This is a genomic window from Roseicyclus mahoneyensis, assembly GCF_003148775.1.
Classification (GTDB): domain Bacteria; phylum Pseudomonadota; class Alphaproteobacteria; order Rhodobacterales; family Rhodobacteraceae; genus Roseicyclus; species Roseicyclus mahoneyensis.
This window is the reverse complement of the sequence record NZ_QGGW01000001.1, coordinates 96054-114739: the sequence shown is the minus strand read 5'-3', so window position 1 is coordinate 114739 and position 18686 is coordinate 96054. Positions and strand designations below refer to the sequence as shown.

21 protein-coding genes and 1 riboswitch are annotated in these 18686 nt (G+C 65.9%); of the genes, 13 read left to right on the top strand and 8 right to left on the bottom strand.

Annotated features, from left to right (window positions below; genetic code table 11):
- Nucleotides 1-771, bottom strand: a complete 771-nt coding sequence (locus tag C7455_RS00575) for an acetyltransferase domain-containing protein (RefSeq protein WP_109664090.1) — start codon at nucleotides 769-771, stop codon at nucleotides 1-3.
- A gap of 232 nt (nucleotides 772-1003) precedes the next feature.
- On the opposite strand from C7455_RS00575, the gene C7455_RS00570 reads away from it, so the two are divergent.
- Entirely contained in the window at nucleotides 1004-1414 is a 411-nt protein-coding gene (locus C7455_RS00570) for a hypothetical protein (RefSeq protein WP_109664087.1), read from the top strand.
- Nucleotides 1415-1427: 13 nt separating this feature from the next.
- On the opposite strand, the gene C7455_RS00565 is transcribed toward C7455_RS00570, so the two are convergent.
- Nucleotides 1428-2213, bottom strand: coding sequence for a transglycosylase SLT domain-containing protein (locus tag C7455_RS00565; protein ID WP_109666020.1), 786 nt, complete (start codon nucleotides 2211-2213; stop codon nucleotides 1428-1430).
- 242 nt (nucleotides 2214-2455) lie between these two features.
- Nucleotides 2456-2986 carry a transglycosylase SLT domain-containing protein gene (locus C7455_RS00560; protein ID WP_245904172.1) on the bottom strand — a complete coding sequence of 177 codons (531 nt, stop codon included), beginning with the start codon at nucleotides 2984-2986 and terminating at the stop codon, nucleotides 2456-2458.
- 313 nt (nucleotides 2987-3299) lie between these two features.
- On the opposite strand from C7455_RS00560, the gene C7455_RS00555 reads away from it, so the two are divergent.
- From C7455_RS00555 to C7455_RS00545, 3 genes are all read left to right on the top strand, one after another.
- Nucleotides 3300-3824, top strand: a complete 525-nt coding sequence (locus C7455_RS00555) for a hypothetical protein (RefSeq protein WP_109664081.1) — start codon at nucleotides 3300-3302, stop codon at nucleotides 3822-3824.
- 70 nt (nucleotides 3825-3894) lie between these two features.
- Nucleotides 3895-5421: an Asp-tRNA(Asn)/Glu-tRNA(Gln) amidotransferase subunit GatB gene (gene gatB, locus C7455_RS00550; RefSeq protein WP_109664078.1), complete on the top strand. Its 1527-nt coding sequence runs from the start codon at nucleotides 3895-3897 to the stop codon at nucleotides 5419-5421.
- Between the two features lie 99 nt (nucleotides 5422-5520).
- Nucleotides 5521-5907: a DUF4177 domain-containing protein gene (locus C7455_RS00545; protein ID WP_109664075.1), complete on the top strand. Its 387-nt coding sequence runs from the start codon at nucleotides 5521-5523 to the stop codon at nucleotides 5905-5907.
- 10 nt (nucleotides 5908-5917) lie between these two features.
- Here the strand turns inward: C7455_RS00545 and C7455_RS00540 are convergent, their stop codons facing one another.
- Complete coding sequence (locus tag C7455_RS00540; RefSeq protein WP_109664072.1) at nucleotides 5918-6175, bottom strand: BolA family protein; 258 nt, start codon at nucleotides 6173-6175, stop codon at nucleotides 5918-5920.
- A gap of 76 nt (nucleotides 6176-6251) precedes the next feature.
- On the opposite strand from C7455_RS00540, the gene C7455_RS00535 reads away from it, so the two are divergent.
- Both C7455_RS00535 and C7455_RS00530 read left to right on the top strand, forming a co-directional pair.
- On the top strand, nucleotides 6252-6881 hold the full coding sequence (locus C7455_RS00535) for a DnaJ domain-containing protein (protein ID WP_109664070.1): 630 nt from the start codon (nucleotides 6252-6254) through the stop codon (nucleotides 6879-6881).
- A 172-nt stretch (nucleotides 6882-7053) separates the two neighbouring features.
- Complete coding sequence (locus C7455_RS00530; RefSeq protein ID WP_109664067.1) at nucleotides 7054-8244, top strand: BaiN/RdsA family NAD(P)/FAD-dependent oxidoreductase; 1191 nt, start codon at nucleotides 7054-7056, stop codon at nucleotides 8242-8244.
- Here the strand turns inward: C7455_RS00530 and C7455_RS00525 are convergent.
- Entirely contained in the window at nucleotides 8241-9689 is a 1449-nt protein-coding gene (locus C7455_RS00525) for a TrkH family potassium uptake protein (protein WP_109664064.1), read from the bottom strand. The two genes, C7455_RS00530 and C7455_RS00525, sit on opposite strands and share 4 nt — an antisense overlap.
- Nucleotides 9690-9894: 205 nt before the next feature.
- On the opposite strand from C7455_RS00525, the gene C7455_RS00520 reads away from it, so the two are divergent.
- Both C7455_RS00520 and C7455_RS00515 read left to right on the top strand, forming a co-directional pair.
- On the top strand, nucleotides 9895-10080 hold the full coding sequence (locus C7455_RS00520) for a hypothetical protein (RefSeq protein ID WP_109664062.1): 186 nt from the start codon (nucleotides 9895-9897) through the stop codon (nucleotides 10078-10080).
- A gap of 41 nt (nucleotides 10081-10121) precedes the next feature.
- Complete coding sequence (locus C7455_RS00515) at nucleotides 10122-10430, top strand: hypothetical protein (RefSeq protein WP_109664059.1); 309 nt, start codon at nucleotides 10122-10124, stop codon at nucleotides 10428-10430.
- Between the two features lie 73 nt (nucleotides 10431-10503).
- Here the strand turns inward: C7455_RS00515 and folE2 are convergent, their stop codons facing one another.
- The 3 genes from folE2 to metZ all read right to left on the bottom strand — a co-directional run bounded on the left by folE2 (nucleotide 10504) and on the right by metZ (nucleotide 13448).
- Entirely contained in the window at nucleotides 10504-11595 is a 1092-nt protein-coding gene (gene folE2 / locus C7455_RS00510) for a GTP cyclohydrolase FolE2 (protein ID WP_109664057.1), read from the bottom strand.
- Nucleotides 11596-11748: 153 nt separating this feature from the next.
- Nucleotides 11749-12246, bottom strand: a complete 498-nt coding sequence (locus C7455_RS00505) for a GNAT family N-acetyltransferase (protein ID WP_109664054.1) — start codon at nucleotides 12244-12246, stop codon at nucleotides 11749-11751.
- Complete coding sequence (metZ, locus tag C7455_RS00500) at nucleotides 12243-13448, bottom strand: O-succinylhomoserine sulfhydrylase (RefSeq protein WP_245904171.1); 1206 nt, start codon at nucleotides 13446-13448, stop codon at nucleotides 12243-12245. The genes C7455_RS00505 and metZ overlap by 4 nt, the downstream gene beginning before the upstream one ends.
- A 69-nt stretch (nucleotides 13449-13517) precedes the next feature.
- Nucleotides 13518-13596: riboswitch (SAM riboswitch) on the bottom strand.
- 133 nt (nucleotides 13597-13729) lie between these two features.
- Here metZ and C7455_RS00495 point away from each other — a divergent pair.
- From C7455_RS00495 to C7455_RS00475, 5 genes are all read left to right on the top strand, one after another.
- Nucleotides 13730-14623, top strand: a complete 894-nt coding sequence (locus C7455_RS00495; protein WP_109664052.1) for an alpha/beta fold hydrolase — start codon at nucleotides 13730-13732, stop codon at nucleotides 14621-14623.
- 219 nt (nucleotides 14624-14842) lie between these two features.
- A complete protein-coding gene (locus tag C7455_RS00490) occupies nucleotides 14843-15757 on the top strand; it encodes a 5-bromo-4-chloroindolyl phosphate hydrolysis family protein (protein WP_109664049.1) in 915 nt (304 codons plus the stop codon).
- 9 nt (nucleotides 15758-15766) lie between these two features.
- Entirely contained in the window at nucleotides 15767-16978 is a 1212-nt protein-coding gene (locus C7455_RS00485) for a toxic anion resistance protein (protein WP_109664046.1), read from the top strand.
- 9 nt (nucleotides 16979-16987) lie between these two features.
- Nucleotides 16988-17923 (top strand): DUF2927 domain-containing protein, encoded by a 936-nt coding sequence (locus C7455_RS00480; RefSeq protein ID WP_170118962.1) that lies wholly within the window; start codon nucleotides 16988-16990, stop codon nucleotides 17921-17923.
- A 26-nt stretch (nucleotides 17924-17949) separates the two neighbouring features.
- On the top strand, nucleotides 17950-18609 hold the full coding sequence (locus C7455_RS00475) for a hypothetical protein (protein ID WP_146199894.1): 660 nt from the start codon (nucleotides 17950-17952) through the stop codon (nucleotides 18607-18609).
- Nucleotides 18610-18686 lie beyond the last annotated feature (77 nt).

Below are 18686 nucleotides of genomic sequence, written 5' to 3'. Positions count from 1 at the left end.
TCAGTCCGCGATGGTCGTCGCCAGCCAGATCAGCGCGATCAGCACCGGCTGGTGGATCAGGTAGACGGCAAGGCTGTGGCGCCCGGGCAAGGCCAGCCAGCGGGCGGCACGCGGGGCCTGCCAGCGCGCCAGCCTGTCCCATCCGCCTCGGCCCGCCATGACGCGCGCCGCCGCGATGCCGAAGAGGACCGGCCCGAACCACGGAAAGAGCGGCACATAGTCGACGGACCGCACGCCGATGGCCTGCAAGCCCGTCCACCACATCCATGGCGGGTTCAGCGCCTCGAAGCGGAGGACCTGCGGCAGCCAGATCACCGCGACGCCCAAACCCGCGAGTAGCGGCGCGGGCAACCTGAGACAGGCCAGCCCGAGCAGGCTTGCGGCGGCGATGCAATGCAGGATGCCGAAAAAGATGAAGGCCTCGCGCATCGCCAGAAAGGTCGCGGCCGTGATCGCCAGCGCCGCCGCCGCGATCATCGCGAATCGCCGCCAGAAGCCGCGCCATCGGATGGCCCGGCCATGCGCAAGCCACAGGCTGACCCCGGCGAGGAACAGAAAGGACCCTGCCGTCAGATAGGCCAGCCAACGCCAGCCCGGCCGCATCGTGGTGCCGGGCGCCACCACGCCGAAGAGCTCCAGATCGAACACGAAATGGAACACGGCCATCGCGATGAGCGCCATGGCCCGCGCGAGGTCGAGGGCAACGATCCGGTTCGGACCTGTCGCGAACGCTGTCCCGATCGCCATTCCCGTCACTGTCGCCCGTTCCATCGTGATCGCGTCGCCCTGTTTGATGAGTTGACACTAGCAATGCGCAGCCCCGATGCCCAGACACCCGGGACGGGCGTACGCTCTGGTATCCGTCCCGCAGGGTCCCGGGGCTCGGGCGCGCTGCTCCGGGTCCGCCCCGTGGACGGTCGGGTCGCGAACCGGCCGCAAAAACTCCGGCACTCCGCCCCCCGAATGTCCCAAAACCGGCACAATCGCAGGCTTTTCTGCCGGCATGGAAAACAGATTTGACGCCCTCTTTCGTCCCGGCAACCTTGCGTTGAGCATGATGGCCTTTGCCGGTTTGACGTTGCTTGCCGCCTTCTTGTGGAACGTAGCCCCGAGCTTCGTGCTCCTGCTGCTTATCCCGGCGCTCGCGGTCAGCTTTTACCAGATGGTCCTGAGCCCGGTCTACGGGCTCAGGATGGACGACGAACGGTTGACCGTGATGACCGAGGATGGCACCCGGGTTGTGCCCTTCAAGGACGTTGCCCACATCCGGGTCACGGATCAGGAGAGCGCGTCACGCGTCACGCTGGTGCTGCACGACGGTGCGGAGGTGGCGATACCCTTCGACATGCCGCCGGGCCAGCTCGATCTGATCCGCGCCGTGACCGACCGTGGCATTGCGGTGCGCAGCACCTGAGCGCAGCGACCGGTCACCGCGCCGCGGCCAACATCGCGCGTGTCGGGTCGTGGACCGGCGCCTGGGAGGGTCGTGGCACCGGGCGGACAATGCTGGCCGAGACCGCGACCGGGTGCCTCATCGTGCCCAAACCTTCGGGGCGCAGGATGGGGCGGCGGCGCGGCAGACAATAGTCTTGCGAGCGGACCCAGTCGCGCATGTCTTCGCGCTTGCGGGGGGAATGGAACGGCCCCCAGTCGGCTGCCAGCCCGCGCATGCCCTCGGCGACAACACCGTCGCGCGGTACGGTCGCGGCCATGATCCGGATGCCGCAGCTCAGGTTTGCCGGCCCATCAAGCAACGCCTCGCCGGTCTGCACCGCGCAATTGCGCCAGCGCGCCGTGCCGGGCGCGATCTGCATCAACCCGAACCATTGACCCCCGCCGCCCACGGCACGGGGATCATGGGTGCTTTCATGCCAGGCCAGCGTCGAAACGAGCCCCGCCCAAAAGGCCGCGCGCTGCCCGGGATCGGCCTGCGGATAACCGGGACACCAGGCCGCGATGTCGCGCGGGACCACATCGAGAAGCGGTGCCCCATGGCTGCGCAGCGCCCCCATCACGGCACCCGTCCAGCGCGCGCCGCGCGGATGATCATCCCACCTGAGCCGCGGAATGGCCCAAGTCTCGCGCAGGCGCGGACGCAGGCTGCGCACGGGGGCAAGCGGGCTATGACTGTCGGGGGCTTCGGCCGGACGGGGCACGGGCAGATGTGCCGCCAGAGACGGATCGGGGTCGAGGTCCAGGTCAAACGATTGCATCCCCGCAAAGGTCACAACGACCGATCCCTCGAGCGGGGAGCCGGAAGACTGGTCCTGCAGGTCCTGCGCCGAAGACACTGTCCCGGACCCTGGCCCGAACAGGACAAGACCAAGAGCGATGAAAACGCCCGATCGTGGCAAGCGTCTCCTCCCCAGGTGGCGCACACCCAGCGACTTTGCCCGCGAGAGGCGGGTTTGGCAAGGAAAACGCGAGACCGACTCTCGGGCCCGCGGGGGTGCCTTCAGCCCTGACAGTAGGGCTGCTGGCTCACCCAGGCGCGCATTTCCTCGCGCTTGCTGGCCTGGCTGGGATGCAGCGGGCCCCAATCGGCGGCAACACCGCGCGTACCTTGAGAGATCACGCCGTCCCGCGAAACGGTCGTGGCCCAGATCCGCAGCGCGCAGCTGACATTGGCCGACCCATCGAGCAAGGCCTGACCACTGGTGGCGGCGCAGCCGTAATGCCGTGCCGTCGCGGGGCTGATCTGGACGAGGCCGAACCAACGCCCGCCTCCGCCTACCGCCTGCTCGTTCCAGGTGCTTTCATGGCGCGCCAATGCCGACAGGAGGCCAAGCCAGAAGGCCTCGCGCTCGGGCTCTGTGGCATCTGGGTAGCCGGGGCACCAAGCCTCGATATCGGCGGGCACGAGATCGGGCAGCACGGCGGCATGGGTGTCCAATGCGGCGAAGCCCGCCTGTTCCCACTCGGCCGAGGCCGGCACATGCGACCAGCGCATCACGTACCCGTCTTCGGGCGCGTTGCGCGCGCTCATGCTGGGCACCATTCCACAGCTCGTCAGAGCCGCCACACAGATCGCCGCCACACCGGCAGCCTTTACTTTAACCCCCACAGGGAGACCTCAAAATCCATTTCAGACGCGCCCAAGTGCCCGTCCGGTCCCGGTGCGGCAAGCTTTCTGGCGCGAGGGGCCCGATTTGCGCGGCTTATTGCCGATGAACTCAGCGCGGCACCCGGGCCACAGGGCAGCCTAAGTGGTGTCGGACCGGGCGACTTGCGGCTTGACGGGCGCGCCCGACCGCGGGCATCCGAAAGGCCTGTCGGTTCCGAGTGTGTGAGTGAGTGCGATGCATATCTTGATAGCAGCCCTGGCCCTTGTGGGTGGCGTGGCCTTCTGGATCTATCGCGCGCGCATGGCTGCCAATGCCGCCAAGGACCTGGCCGATCTGGCCGGCGACGTCGTGTCGGCAGCGCGGCGTTTCGGCTTTCGCCGTCGCTACAACGAACACCCCGTGGACAGCGTGGATGACCCGGTGCTGGCCGCAGGGGCGCTGTCGGTGGCCTTTTTGGAACTTGGCGCCGCCGCCACCGCCGACCAGCGCGGCGACCACCTGCGCGCCTTGCAGCGTCATCTCGAGGTCGACCTGAAAACCGCCGAGGAGATCCTCGTGATGGGGCACTGGCTGGTCAATGAATGCAACGGCCCCCAACCCGCAGTCCAGCGGTTGGGCAAACGGCTGATGCGGCTCTCGGGACCCGAAGCTCTCGCTGCCCCGATGACGGTCGTGGAAGAGGTGGCCGCCGCCCATGGCGGACTGGTAGACCGCCAGCGCGACAGCCTTGCGGACCTGCGCCGGATCTTCCGCCGCTGAACGCCCGCCCCCTTGCCCGCCTGCCTGTGCTGACCTAAACGATCCCTCGACGCCAGCCGGAGAGGCCCCCATGCTCGACCTGACCTACCAAACCCCGAAACCCAAGGTGATCGCAGGCGCGAAACACGACTGGGAACTCGTGATCGGCATGGAGGTGCATGCCCAGGTCTCGTCGAAATCCAAGCTGTTTTCCGGTGCCTCGACGCTGTTCGGGTCGGAACCCAATTCCAACGTCGCCTTCGTGGACGCCGGCATGCCCGGCATGCTGCCCGTCATCAACGAGTTTTGCGTGGCGCAGGCCGTGCGCACCGGCCTGGGTCTGAAGGCGCAGATCAACCTGACCTCGGCCTTCGATCGCAAGAACTACTTCTACCCCGACCTGCCGCAGGGCTACCAGATCAGCCAGCTCTACCACCCCATCGTGGGCGAGGGCGAGGTTCTGGTCGAACTGGGCGACGGCACCGCGCGTCTCGTGCGGATCGAACGCATCCATCTCGAACAAGACGCGGGCAAGTCGATCCACGACATGGACCCGGCCCTCAGCTTTGTCGACCTCAACCGCACCGGCGTGGCGCTGATGGAGATTGTCAGCCGCCCCGATATCCGCGGGCCGGAGGAGGCGGCGGCCTATGTCGCCAAACTCCGCCAGATCATGCTCTATCTGGGCACCTGCGACGGCAATATGCAAAACGGCAACCTGCGCGCCGACGTGAACGTCTCGGTCTGCCGCCCCGGCCAATACGAGAAATATCAAGAGACGCAAGATTTCTCGCATCTCGGCACGCGCTGCGAGATCAAGAACATGAACTCCATGCGCTTCATCCAACACGCCATCGACCATGAGGCGCGCCGCCAGATCGCCATCCTTGAGGCGGGCGGCAGCATCTTGCAGGAAACCCGTCTCTATGACCCCGACAAGGGCGAGACGCGATCCATGCGCTCCAAGGAAGAAGCGCATGATTACCGCTACTTCCCCGATCCCGACCTGTTGCCGCTGGAAATCGAACAGGCTTGGGTCGACGACATCAAGGACGCCCTTCCCGAACTGCCTGATGCGAAAAAGGCCCGCTTCATCGGCGATTACGGCTTGTCGGATTATGACGCGAGCGTGCTGACGGCAGACCTCGACGCCGCCCATTATTTCGAGGCCGTGGTGGCCGAGGCCGGTCCCGAAACGGACAGCGGCAAGCTGGCTGCCAACTGGGTCATCAACGAGTTGTTCGGCCGCCTGAAAAAGGAAGAGCACGCCATCACCGCCTCCCCCGTCACGCCTGCCCAGCTTGGCGGCATCATCGGGCTGATCAAATCGGGCGACATCTCGGGCAAGATCGCCAAGGACCTGTTCGAGATCGTCTACACCGAAGGCGGCGACCCCGCGCAGATCGTCGAAGCCCGCGGGATGAAACAGGTGACGGATACCGGCGCCATCGAGGCCGCCGTCGACGCCATCATCGCCGAGAACCCCGCGCAGGTCGAAAAGGCCCGCGCCAACCCCAAGCTCGCTGGCTGGTTCGTGGGTCAGGTGATGAAGGCCACGGAGGGCCGCGCTAACCCGGCGGCCGTGAACGAGATCGTGACGGCGAAACTGGGGCTCTGACCTGCCCTCGGGGACACGCCCCCTTCGCATCACGGCCCTCTCCCCTTGCCCGGCCCCGCGTGCCCCGGCTAAACCGAAGCCAAGCCGCAAGGAGCCGTCATGCCGCGCTACGAGTACAAGCTTGTCCCTGCCCCCGAAAAGGCTCTCAAGCAGAAGGGCCTGAAAGGGGCTGCCACGTTCGCCGCCACCCTCGAGGACGTCCTCAACGAGATGGGGCGCGACGGTTGGTCCTACCTGCGCGCCGACACCCTTCCCGAAGAGGTGCGCACCGGCCTGACGTCGAAGACGACCGTTTATCGCAACATCCTGATCTTCCAGCGCGCGTTGCCGCAAGACCAGCCCGATCCTGCCGCGGCCCGTGCGACACGCAGGCGCCTTCCCCCCCAGGACGAGGAGGACGACGACACCGCCCCGCCCGCGCTGGTCAATCTCTTCGCCGATCCCGAGGACCCACCTGCAGGCCCAGGCCCGACACGCAAGCCCTGAACAGCCCGGCCTAGTCGCTGATGGTCAGCGCCAGCGCATGGATCTCGGCCACCAGATCACGGCCCAGCGCCGCGTGAACCGCCCGGTGCCGCGCGATCCGGCTCATGCCTGCAAAGCCATCGGCCGCGATCGTCACGTTGAAATGGCTCTGCCCGCCGTCCTGATAGCCTCCATGACCGCGATGCCGCTCGCTGTCGTCGACCACTTCCAGAACCCGGGGCTGAAACGCCTCCTGCAGGCGCTGCTCGATTTTCTCTGCCCGCGTCACGATTTTCCCCTCTTTCCTCTTCAACTTACCGCCCAAAACCCTAAACTCACGCTTCCGAGTCGAAAAGGGGAACGCGATGACCAGCAAGGACCCGTTCAATTTCGACCTCCGGGTGTCGACGGACAAGAAGAAACGACGCACCGGCCGCCGCGGCATGTCGGGCGCGTTCGAAACCTCGCAGCGTGTCTGCGAGGCCGAAGGCTGTGAGGAAACGGGCCAGTACCGTGCGCCCAAAAGCCCCGACAACCTCGAGGAGTACAAGTGGTTCTGCCGCGAGCATGTGCGCGAGTACAATCTCAAGTGGAATTTCTTCGACGGCACCACCGAGGCCGAGATGGAGGCGCAGCTTGACCGCGACCGGGTCTGGGACCGGCCCACCAAGCCCTTCAAGAAATCGGTCGAGGAACGCGCCTGGGCGCGGCTTGGCGTCGATGACGCCCATCAGGTGCTGGGCGGCAACGCCACGCGCAACCCCGGGCGCTCGGGCGGGGCGGGGCGCAAGCTGCCCCCCACCGAACGCAAGGCGATCGAGATCCTCGAGGCCAAGGACAGCTGGACCAAGACCGAGATCCGCAAGAGCTACAAGGCGCTCATCAAGATCCTGCACCCCGACATGAACGGCGGCGACCGCTCCGACGAGGACCGCCTGCAAGAGGTCGTCTGGGCTTGGGACCAGATCAAGGACAGCCGCAATTTCGCCGATTGATCGCGCCCGCCCCGGCTTCTTCGTTTCAAAAATATCCCCGCCGGAGGCTCCCGCACCCGCCAAGGTCGCCTCCGCTTGCGGGGGGCCTGCCCGAGGCCACAGGGGCGCGCCCCGCGTCAGCGGGGCGCGCCCGGGCGACAGCGAAGCCTGTGCAAGACCATGACAGGGCCCGATGCCTGACACCCATTTCAAAAGCCTGATCCTCGGCGCGGGGGCTGCGGGCATGATGTGCGCGGCCCATAGCGGCCCCGGCACTCTGGTCATCGACCACGCAAAGGCACCGGGCGAAAAGATCCGCATCTCGGGCGGCGGGCGGTGCAATTTTACCAATCTGCACACGGGGTCCGGCAACTTCCTGTCGGAAAACCCGCATTTCGCCAAATCCGCGCTCAGCCGATACACGCCTTGGGATTTCCTCGATCTCGTCGCGCGCCACGCCATCCCCTGGCATGAAAAGACGCTCGGCCAGCTCTTCTGCGACCGCTCGGCCAAGGACATCATCGCCATGCTGCGCGCCGAAATGGGGGGCGCCGGGCTGTGGCTACAGACCAGCGTGGAGGACATAGCCCACCGCGACGGCCGGTTTCATGCGACGCTGACCCGCGAGGGTGCCCGCATGACCGTCACCGCCGATCACCTCGTGCTCGCCACGGGGGGCAAGTCGATCCCCAAGATGGGGGCCACAGGGCTGGCCTACCGCATCGCCGAACAGTTCGGCCACCGCGTGACCGAGACCCGGCCCGCGCTGGTGCCTCTGACCTTCGACGAGGCGCAAAAGACGGTCTTTGCCGCGCTTGCGGGCACCGCCGTAGACACGCGCGTCACCTGCAACGGGGCGGCCTTCGACGAGGCCATGCTCTTCACCCATCGCGGCCTGTCGGGGCCCGCCATCTTGCAGATCTCGTCCTTCTGGCGCGAGGGCGACCAGCTATCGGTCCGGCTCCGCCCCGAACTCGACCTTTACGACCAGCTGCGCGCGCGCCGCACCGTGGGCGGCGGCAAGGCCACCGCGACCGTTCTGGCCGATCTGGTGCCGCGCGCGCTGGCCCGTCATCTGGCCGAGGCCTGGGGCGTCACCGGCAACCTTGCCGATCAGTCGGATGTCAGCTTGCGCGATCTGGCGCGACGGCTGTCGGACTGGCAGCTCACCCCCACCTCCTCCGAGGGCTACCGCACCGCCGAGGTGACCTTGGGCGGCGTTGCGACCGACAAGATCAATTCCCGCACGATGGAAAGCCAGATCCTGCCCGGCCTCCATGTCATCGGCGAAGCGCTCGATGTCACCGGTTGGCTGGGCGGCTACAACTTCCAATGGGCCTGGGCCTCGGGCGTGGCGGCGGGCCGGGCCATCGCGGCGGCTTAGCCGCGCCAGAAGGCCGCGGTGAACAGGACAAAGACCGCCAGCAGTTCCAGCCGCCCGACCAGCATGGCGAAGATCATGATCCACTTGGCCGCCGTGGGGAACGCGTCCATGGCACCCGTCGGCCCGACCTCGGGACCGAAGGCGGGACCGACATTGGCGACCGAGGTCCAGGCTGCCGTGATCGCGGTCTGCGTCGCAAGCCCGGTCAGCGACAGGGCCACGGCCACCACCCCCATGGTCAGAAAGAACAGGACGGTGAAGGTCATCACCGAATCGATCACGTCTTGCTCGATGGGCCGCCCGTCCAGCCGGGGCACCGTCACCGTGCGCGGGCTGACAAGGATGCGCAGCTGGTTCAGCATCGCCTCTTTCAGCACCAGATAGCGGAACACCTTGACCGAACAGCCCGTCGACGCCGTGCAGCCCCCGATCAGCCCCGCCACGAACAAGACGCCGAAGGCAAAGCTGCCCCAAGATGTCACATCCGCGCTGCCATAGCCCGTGCCGGTCCAGATCGTGACGAGGTTGAAGGTGCTTTCGCGCAAGGCCGGTTCGACCTCATGACCCAGCACCAGCACCCGCCACAGGACAATCGCGGCGACACCATAGGCCATCCAGCGCAGGAAAGCCCGCACCTGTACGTCGCGCAACAGCGCCAAGCGGTTGCCGTTTGCGAACTGGATGAAGCGGATGAAAGGCACCGAGGCAAGGATCATGAACACCACCGCCGCATATTCCGCGGGGCCGGAAAAGGCCGCGAAACTCTGGTCCGTAGTCGAAAACCCGCCCGTGGACAGCGTGGTCAGGGCGTGGACGGTCGCCTCGTACCACTCCAAGCCAAGCGCGCCATAGGTAATGGCACAGGCCAGTGTCAGCACCACATAGGCCAAAATCAGCCCGCGCGAGATGTCGATGGTGCGCGGCAGAACCTTGCCCAGCGTGTCGAACCCTTCCGAGCGAAAGAACTGCATGCCCCCCACCCGCATCACCGGCAAGAACAACAGCGCCACGATCACGATCCCGAGGCCGCCCAGCCATTGCAAGATGCCGCGCCACAGGTGCACGCCCCGCGGCAGGTCATCGAGACTGGGAAAGACGGTGGCGCCCGTGGTGGTCATGCCCGAGACCGCCTCGAAATAGGCGTCGGTCACCGACACGTCGGGCGCGCCCAGCATCAGGGGGATCGCCCCCACCATGGGCAGCACCACCCAGGTGGAGGTGGTCAACAAAAAGGCCTCGCGCACGCTCATCCCGCGCAGGTCGAAATTGGCCGAGGCAAGCGCAACACTGCCCCCCAGTGCCACGGCGACGGCGGCCGAGACGGCGAAAGCCTGCCAGTTGCGATTCCCGTCCCCCAGATCGAGCGCCATGGGGAACAGCATCATCACCCCCATGACCACGGTCAGAAGCCCAAGCACATATCCGACGGGTCGCAGGTCCAGCATGGGCGGAGCGTTGGCGCGCGCGCGCAGCGCTGTCAAGCAAACCGGCCAAGGACGGTGACGCAGCGCCTTTCAGTAAATGATTGAAATGGCGCATGCCTTTGTGTCACGTTTGCAGCGCGCAATATAGAATCCGGGGCGCGTGCCGCGCCTTTTGCACCAGCCGGCCCTGCATCATGCGGGGCCTAGCCAGACAGGAACATTCGACGTGGACGACACGAAGTCCAAGAAGACGCTGAGGGATGGCGACATCGCCACCTACCAGCGTCGCACCGGCCCCACCACCGGCGCGCCCGGCACCGATGCCGACACCCATGCCCATACCGACAAGGACGCGGCCCCCAAGGCCGGAACCGATGCCGGCGCGGTACCGGCCACGGATCGGGACGCCTGATCGTATTTTACAAAATCGCCATTCCAACGGAGGACAGACGCATGAATGACGGCACCGACGACAAGGACAAGAAAGCCAAGGCAACCCTCGACGACAGCCAGATCGAGACCAGCCGCGGCATGAACCGGCGCACCATGCTGCGCGGCTTCGGCATCGGCACGTTGGGCCTTGGCGGTGCGGCCGTGTCGGGCTGCGTGGTCGTTGGGTCTGGTGTGACCGATATCGACAACGGCAATATCACGGATCCCGTCGGTTTTGGCCGCGGCTCGCGGCGCGGCTACCGTACCGGGATCACTGACCGCGATTGGGGCGGGAACATCACCGATCCCGTCGGCTACGGCCGCGGCTGAGCCTTCGGTCTTTCGCACGAAAAGCCCGGCTGCATCCGCGGCCGGGCCTTTCGCGTCTGTGGTGCCGACAGTGTCAACCGCGGTGGATCAGGCTGGAAAACAGATGCGGATCAAGGCTGGCCTGCGCAAAGGTGTTGCCCTCGGTCAGCACGCTGACCGCGTCATGGCTGTGCAGGCTTTCTTGATGGCTCGCGACCACGCGGAAATCGCCCACGCGCGTATCCGCATGCAACTGCTCGGCATAGAGCCGGGCGGCATCCTCGACAAAGATCGGGTTGGCGGCGTTCAGCTCGGCAAAAGCCTGTTCATCCTCGCGCTTGACCATGACCTGCGTCTCGGTCGGCACGGCGGCCCGAGCCATCTCGATCAGATCCTCGAACCAAAGGCAGCCCTCGCCGTCCTTCAGTTCCACCGAAATCCGCGCGACCGAGCGCTGGGAATGGGGCGTTGCCAGCTGGCTCCGCGTGGCGCGCGCGTGTTCCGACAGTTCCAGCGAACATGGGCAGGTCGAGGAATATACATAATCCAGATGCACGATCTTCTGCCGCACGCCGGCCCGCTCCACGAGTTCCAGCGCGATGTCGTAATATTGGTAGCCCGACAGACCCGAGCGCAGGCTTTGGACCCGCGCGGGAAAGGACAGGCGCATCTGGATGCGGGCATCAAAGCTTTCGAGGTCGGATTTGTAATCGTCCAGCGCCGCCTCGATCACCTCGAAGGAAAAGGTCTTTTCCGCATGCACATAGAAGGACCGCATGATGCGGCTCATGTTGATGCCCTTCTTGTCCGCCTCGAGGCTGACGGTGCCGGTGACGCTGGTTTCCAGCGTCAGATCGCCATTGTCGCGCGTGTGATAGCGGATCGGCAGGCGGAAATTGGAGATTCCGACATGCTGGATCTGCCGGTTCGCGCCCCGGATAAGCGACGACGGACCGTTTTGCAGATCGGGCAGCGTGTCCTTGTAGGCGGCATCGGCCCTGAACTCGGTCGGGTAGTGCCGTTCGAACACCGGATAGGGCGCCGCAGCCAAGCGCCCGATAGTCGGGTCAAGCGCCGCGATCTCCTCGGTGCTCGCCGTCGCCGCCCAGGCCCTCAAGCGCGCCAGCGCTGTTTCGACCTCGGCCCGGCTGGGGGCTTCGGTCATCTCGGTCACGTGGATGTTCATGGCAGTCGTCCTCTCGTGTCACGGCACGAACCCGCAAGATAGGACCTGCGTGGGACGTTCCCAATCTTGCCGTACATTTTTTTTACGCTAGTGGGCCCGTTGCGGATCACGTTTTCCCACCGTCCGGAGGGTATCTTTCGACAGGAACCGGGCTCAGGCGGCGCAGGTCGCTGCGCGGGACAGATCCTTGGCCATGACCGCATTGGGCAAGCGCACGCCATGACGTTCGACCTCCTGCCGGGTGACGATCCGCCAGCCGCGCCGGGCAAAAAAGCGTTCGGCCAGCAGGCTTGCCTCGGTCTCCAGCCGGGTCAGGCCGGCGGCGCGCGCGCGACCCTCCAGTACGGCGTAAAGCGTTTCGGCCACGCCCTGCCCCATCGCCTCTGGCGCGACATAGGCGAAATCGATCCAGCCGGTCATCGGGTCCAGCGTCATGAAGCCCAAAAGACGGTCGTCACGTTCGGCCACAATCGTCTGCGCCTCGATCAGACGGCGGCGCCAGTCCTCGCCCATCGGGGGCGCGGGCGACCATGCCGCGCGCTGCATGGCGTCGTAATGGCGCGCTGCCCCCTCGTGCACGGCGCGGTGGAACAGATCGGCCAGCCCCGGCGCGTCGGTGACGCGAGCCGGGCGGATGATCAGACCGTTCATGCGCCCTGTGCAGCCGTCATTGCCCCCATCAGATCAGCGATCAGATCCTCGGGGTCCTCAAGACCCACCGAAAGCCGCACCAGCCCGCGCGTGATGCCCAGACCCTGCCGCTGATCCTCGGTCAGGCGCTGGTGGGTCGTCGTGGCGGGATGGGTGATGATGGATTTCGCATCGCCCAGATTGTTGGAGATGGTGATGATCTCGAGCGCGTTGAGAAACCGGAAGGCCGCCGCCTGCCCGCCCTCGATCTCGAAGGCGATGACCGTGCCGCCGGTCTCCATCTGCGCGCCGTTCAGCGCGAATTGCGGGTGCGAGGGCAGGCCCGGAAAGATCACGCGGGCAATGCCGGGCTGGCCTTCGAGCGCCTCGGCGATGGTCTGGGATGCGCTGGCCTGCGCCCGGCAGCGCAACTCCATCGTTTCCAGCGATTTCAGCATCACCCAGGCATTGAAGGGCGACATCGCGCCGCCTGTGTGCTTGAGATAGGGTTCCACCGTCTTGCGGATGAAGGTCTTGGAGCCAAGGATCACACCGCCCAGACAGCGGCCCTGACCGTCGATGTGTTTGGTGGCCGAATAGATCACCACATCTGCGCCGAGGCCCAGCGTGTCCTGAAACACCGGCGTGGCAAAGACATTGTCCACGATCACCAGCGCGCCGGCCGCATGAGCGATGCGCGAGACGGATGCAATATCAATGACTTCCAGCGCGGGGTTCGAAATCGACTCGAAGAACACCGCCTTGGTGTCTGATCTGACAGCACTTTCCCATTGCGACAGGTCGGTGCCGTCGACGAATGTCACCTCCACCCCGTAGCGCGTCAGCACCTCTTCGAGGATGTAGAGGCAAGACCCGAAGAGCGCGCGCGCCGCCACCACATGATCGCCCGCGCGCAGCATCGACACCAGCGCGCCATTGACCGCCGCCATGCCCGACGCCGTGGCAAAGGCATCCTCGGCCCCCTCAAGGGCTGCGATGCGATCCTCGAACATGCGTACGGTCGGGTTGCCGTAGCGCGCATAGATGTATTCGTCGGGGCCCGTCTCGATGAAACGCGCCTCGGCGGCCTCGGCACTGTCGTAGACAAAGCCCTGCGTCAGAAACAGCGCCTCGCTTACTTCGCCATACTGGCTTCGGCGGGTGCCGGAATGCACGGCACGAGTGCGTTTCTTCAGCGTCTTCAGGGTATTGGCGTCCTTCACGGCGCGCTCCTCTCATCTCGTGCCCAAAGGGGCGGACATGGTCGGGGGCGTGCGATCAGGGTGCGATCAGGCCAGGCGTCCTCGACCTCTTTAGCGGCTTGTTTAACGTGGCCCGCAATCCGGTTCACAAATCACCACGCGCGCTTGGCTACGCTTCAGCCCGCGCGACGTCAAGCGCCGCTGCGGCATGGAAAACACGTCACGAAACCGTTGCGCGGATTTCACCGAAATGTTGCGGTCAGGGTCTAGCCCGCCCCCCAGATATGGCAGGAGCAGGCTGGATGGCGATGATATCCGTCAATGTGACCGGACAGGACTGGGCCAGCGCCGCGCCGCTGGCCCCGGCGCTGCATGCCCTGCCGCCGCGCGCCGCCGTTACGGTGATGATCCACGGCTACCGCTACTCGCCGCGCGACCCTGCCAATGATCCGCATCGCCACATCTTGTCGCCGCGGGGCGGGTCGGCGCGCTGGAAATCGGTGAGCTGGCCGCGCCATCTGCGGCTGGACCGGACCGAGGCCGCGCTTGGCATTTCGCTGGGCTGGCACGCGCGGGGCCACCTGCAGGGCGCGGCACGGCGCGCCTTCGACGCGGGCGATGCGCTGGCCGACCTGCTGTGCGCGATCAAGGCCGCGCGCCCCGACATCCACGTCAACCTCATCGGTCATTCGCTCGGCGCGCGCGTGGCCCTTGCGGCAATGGCGGGACTGCCGGCGGCCCATGTCGACCGGGTGATCTTGCTGTCGGGGGCGGAATACCGCAGCCTTGCCCTTGCGGCCATGGCCTCGCCCGCCGGGCGGACCGCGCAGGTGCTCAACGTCACCAGCGGCGAGAACCTCATCTTCGATTGCGGGTTCAGGCTGGCCGTGCCTGCGCCGCATCCGCGTGACTGGCCGATTGCCGCGGGCCTGCATCAGGTTCCGGGCTGGACGGACCTGCGCATCGATTGCCCCGACAATCGTGCGGCGCTCGACCGGATCGGGTTGGGCATCCGCCCGCCCCGCGTGCGCATCTGCCATTGGTCGAGCTACCTGCGCCCGGGTCTGTTCCGCCTTTATCGCAGGGTCTGCGACCCATCACAGCCCGATATCCTGCCACGTCTGGCTGACGCCCTGCCCCGGCCCGAACGCTCACGGGCAACACGGGGACCGGTGCCGCGGCTTTCCCCCTTGTGATCGCACGGACCGCTTCCGATCTTGGAAAGACGGGCGGGAAACCACCGGCGCGCGTCGCTGCATCTGGTTTTTCGCAAAAAAGCTTTCTAACGTGACGACCGCGGCTGGTCACAGAAAACGGAGTTGGCATGAGTTCGAGTTTCTTGCAGGGTGTTTCGTTTTTCGCGCTGGTCGTCATCACCGTGATGGCGAGTTTCGGCGGGTTCGGGGTGCTTTGAGATGTCGAAACGTTACGCCGGCGATCACAGCCCGACCGGACGGCGCGACAGCGATGCCCCGCGCGAGACGGTGACGGCAGAACGGCTCGAGGTGCCCAGCTTCAAGGGTCGCAAGCCCATGCGGCACGGTGCCAAGATCAATGTCTTGTTCATCTTGCCGCTTGTGGCGATGGCTGCGGCGTTTTTCCAGCCGGTGACGGCGATGGCGGTCGATCTGGCGGGAGCGGGCGCGATGATGCTGGCGGCCTGGCTGACGCGCGACGGGGTGCGGGCCGAGGATGCCTTTGCCGAACGCAAGGTGGCCCGCCGCCCGGCCATTCCGCGCAAGATTTTCGGCTCGGTCCTGATGGGGGCGGGCGTGGGCCTTCTGGTTTTTGGCGGGCAATGGAACCTTGCAGCGGCCATCTTGGTGGGCGCCATCGCGGGTGCGCTGCATCTGGCGGCCTTCGGCCTTGACCCGCTCAAGGACAAGGGTCTTGAAGGTGTGGACCGCAACCAGACCGACCGTATCGCGCGCAAGATCGAAGAGGCCGAGAAGGTGCTGACGCAGATGAGCGACGCGATCAAGCGCGCCCGCGACCGGCAGCTTGAAACCCGCGTTCTGGCCTTTGAGGAAACCGTGCGCCAGATGTTCCGGCAGGTCGAGGCCGACCCGCGCGACCTGACGCAGGCCCGGCGCTATCTGGGCGTCTACCTACAAGGCGCGCGCGACGCGACGGTGCAATTCGTCGAACTTTACGCGCGCGGCCGCGACCCCAAGGTGCGCGCCGATTACGAGGCGTTCTTGAGCGATATGGAAACCAATTTCGCAAAGCGGACCACCGCGATGCTGACCGATGACCGGACGAATTTCGATGTCGAGATCGAGGTCCTGAGGGACCGATTGAACCGTGAAAACCTGCGTATCGAGGGATAGGACAAAGCCATGACCACAACCATTCGCCAACAGGCCGAAGAGGCCGCAAAGATGGTCGAAGAAATCAACGCCGTCGTGCTGCTGGAACCCAGCGCCGATCTGGTGCCCCTGCCCGCCGCCGATGCCCCCACCGCCGAGGAAATCCGCAGGCGCCTGGCCGAGATTGACCTGACCGATACCAATTCCATCGTCACCTTCGGCTCCTCCGCACAGGCGGAATTGCAGCAGATCAGTCAAGCTATGCTGCAAGGCGTCAAGAACAAGGATGTGGGGCCTGCGGGTGACAGCTTGCGCGAGATCGTGGGCACGATCCGCGGCTTTTCCGTGGACGAGCTTGACCCCAACCGCAAGCAAAGCTGGTGGGAACGCCTGTTCGGAAAGGCCAAGCCGATCCACAACTTCATGGCCAAGTACGAAGAGGTTCAGGACCAGATCGACAAGATCACGGAAAACCTGCTGCGCCACGAGCACACGCTGATGAAGGACATCAAGTCGCTCGACAAGCTCTATGAAAAGACGCTGGATTTCTATGACGAGCTGGCGCTCTACATCGCCGCCGGCGAGGAAAAGCTGCGCGAGATCGACACCGTCACCATCCCCGCCAAGGAGGCCGAGGTTCAGGCCGCCCCCGAGGATGATCAGGTGATCCGCGCGCAGGAACTGCGCGACCTGCGCGCCGCGCGCGACGATCTGGAACGCCGCGTCCATGACCTGAAACTGACCCGTCAGGTCACGATGCAGTCGCTGCCCTCGATCCGGCTGGTGCAGGAAAACGACAAGAGCCTTGTCACCAAGATCAACTCCACCCTCGTGAACACCGTGCCGCTCTGGGAAACCCAGCTGGCCCAAGCCGTCACCATCCAGCGCTCGACCGAGGCCGCCAAAGCCGTGCGCGAGGCGACCGACTTGACCAATGAGTTGTTGCGCCAGAACGCCACCAACCTGCGCGAAAGCAACAAGATCGTCCGCGAAGAGATGGAGCGCGGCGTCTTCGACATCGAAGCCGTCAAGGCCGCCAATGCCGAACTGATCGCCACGATCGAGGACAGTTTGCAGATCGCGGACGAGGGCAAGCGCCGCCGCGCGGACGCAGAGGTCGAGATGCAGAAGATGGAAGCCGACTTGCGCGACACGCTCTCGGCCGCATCCTCGCGCGCCACGCAGGCAGCAGCCAACACGACCGGTTCGGGCGCCACGCCCCCGCCGCCGCCCGCGAGCTGAACACGCACCATGCGGCTGCGCCTGCCAGACCTGATGACCTGCGCCGCCGCGCTTGCCCTGTCGGGATGCATCGCCTCGACGCCTGCGCCCGAGGTCTCGCCCCGACCCGAACAAAGGGCCATGGCCCCTGCGCCCTCAAGCGAAAGCGCGGCCTTCGCGCGCTATTACAGGAGCGTTGAGGCGCGGCTGGTCGGTGACGGTCTGCTGCGCACCGATGGCGGCGTGACCGACGCGCCGTTTACGGCGGCCATGCTTGCGGCCAATTTCGAGCGGATCGCGCTCTATGACGAATACGCCCTGATCGGGGGGCGGTTCGTGCAACAGCAGACGCCGTCGCGGTTGCGGCGCTGGGAACAACCGGTCCGCATCCAGGCCCATTTCGGGGCCTCGGTCAGCGCCGACCAGCGGGCCGAGGACCGCTCGATCCTGTCGACCTATGCAACGCGGCTGGCACGGGCCACCCGGCATCCGATCAGCACGGTCAGTTCGGGCGGGAATTTCCACGTGCTCTATCTCAACCGCGATGATCAGCTGACGGCCGGTGACCTGGTGCGACGGCTCGTCCCCGGTGCGGGTCCCGAGGTGATCGCCGAAATCGAGAACCTGCCGCGCTCGACCTTCTGTGCTGTCTATGCCTTCTCGGAAACAGGCGGGCGGCCGGTCTATGTCGCGGCCATCGCCATCATCCGCGATGAACACCCCAGCCTGCTGCGCCGGTCCTGCGTGCATGAAGAAGTGGCCCAAGGTCTGGGCCTGCCCAACGACAGCCCGTCGGTGCGGCCCACGATCTTCAACGATGACGAGGAATTCGCCCTGCTGACGCCACATGACGAGCTTTTGTTGCGCATGCTCTACGACCGCCGCCTGCAGCCGGGTCTGCGCCCCGGCGAGGACCGCGCCACGATCCGCCAGATTGCCGAGGAACTGATTGGAGGTCCGAGTTGAGGCCCGCCCTGACATCCGCCGCAGTGGTGGCACTGCTCGCCTGCGGCCCCGTAGCGGCGCAAGATGCCATCGCCTGGCTGCAAGAGGGTGTCGGCCTTTCCACCCGGGTGATGTCACCCGGCGAGTGGACGCCCGCGGGCGGTCTGGTCCACGCCACCGACCCGCTGACGCTCTGGCAAACCGGCCCCGATGCCACCTTGATCACCGTCCCTGAGGCACCTGCCCGCGTCATCGGCCTGATCGACCGCGAATACGGACGCTCCATCCTGATGGCGCTGGTCTGGTCCGACGCTCCTGTCGTCTGCGGCGAGGATCTGGGGACCATCGGCGTCGACACCGGGCTTGCGGGCTTTCTGACGCCGGCCGATGTCGCAGCGCTGGAGGCCTATGCGGACCCGTCGCTGGGGACCTATCATGGCACCTACGCTGACCAGCTTGAGGCCGAGGCCCCCACCGTGCCCCTGATCGCCGAACTGCCGGACGGCAGCCGCTTTCCGGTCAGCGGCTCGGGCTGGGGCGATGGCGGCTACCCGGTGGCCAGCTTGCGCGACGCCTCGGGGGCCATGGTCGCGGTGTATGCCCAGTTCGACACCGGCACCGACGACTGGCTTTTGCCGGTGAGCTGTGGACAGGCCTCGCACAGGCCGGACGACACCTCGCGACGGGGTGCCACTGCGCTGCGGTGAAAAAAGGTGGGATTTTCCCTCCCCGCATTCCCTGTAGCGACACGCGCCGCCTGCCTATATCATATTTTGCAACCGAT

Coding starts and splice junctions, on each gene's coding strand:
- C7455_RS00575 (WP_109664090.1), bottom strand. CDS start 771: ATGGAACGGGCGACAGTGACGGGAATGGCGATCGGGACAGCGTTCGCG.
- C7455_RS00570 (WP_109664087.1), top strand. CDS start 1,004: ATGGAAAACAGATTTGACGCCCTCTTTCGTCCCGGCAACCTTGCGTTG.
- C7455_RS00565 (WP_109666020.1), bottom strand. CDS start 2,213: ATGCAATCGTTTGACCTGGACCTCGACCCCGATCCGTCTCTGGCGGCA.
- C7455_RS00560 (WP_245904172.1), bottom strand. CDS start 2,986: ATGAGCGCGCGCAACGCGCCCGAAGACGGGTACGTGATGCGCTGGTCG.
- C7455_RS00555 (WP_109664081.1), top strand. CDS start 3,300: ATGCATATCTTGATAGCAGCCCTGGCCCTTGTGGGTGGCGTGGCCTTC.
- gatB (WP_109664078.1), top strand. CDS start 3,895: ATGCTCGACCTGACCTACCAAACCCCGAAACCCAAGGTGATCGCAGGC.
- C7455_RS00545 (WP_109664075.1), top strand. CDS start 5,521: ATGCCGCGCTACGAGTACAAGCTTGTCCCTGCCCCCGAAAAGGCTCTC.
- C7455_RS00535 (WP_109664070.1), top strand. CDS start 6,252: ATGACCAGCAAGGACCCGTTCAATTTCGACCTCCGGGTGTCGACGGAC.
- C7455_RS00530 (WP_109664067.1), top strand. CDS start 7,054: ATGCCTGACACCCATTTCAAAAGCCTGATCCTCGGCGCGGGGGCTGCG.
- C7455_RS00525 (WP_109664064.1), bottom strand. CDS start 9,689: ATGCTGGACCTGCGACCCGTCGGATATGTGCTTGGGCTTCTGACCGTG.
- C7455_RS00515 (WP_109664059.1), top strand. CDS start 10,122: ATGAATGACGGCACCGACGACAAGGACAAGAAAGCCAAGGCAACCCTC.
- folE2 (WP_109664057.1), bottom strand. CDS start 11,595: ATGAACATCCACGTGACCGAGATGACCGAAGCCCCCAGCCGGGCCGAG.
- C7455_RS00505 (WP_109664054.1), bottom strand. CDS start 12,246: ATGAACGGTCTGATCATCCGCCCGGCTCGCGTCACCGACGCGCCGGGG.
- C7455_RS00495 (WP_109664052.1), top strand. CDS start 13,730: ATGGCGATGATATCCGTCAATGTGACCGGACAGGACTGGGCCAGCGCC.
- C7455_RS00490 (WP_109664049.1), top strand. CDS start 14,843: ATGTCGAAACGTTACGCCGGCGATCACAGCCCGACCGGACGGCGCGAC.
- C7455_RS00485 (WP_109664046.1), top strand. CDS start 15,767: ATGACCACAACCATTCGCCAACAGGCCGAAGAGGCCGCAAAGATGGTC.
- C7455_RS00480 (WP_170118962.1), top strand. CDS start 16,988: ATGCGGCTGCGCCTGCCAGACCTGATGACCTGCGCCGCCGCGCTTGCC.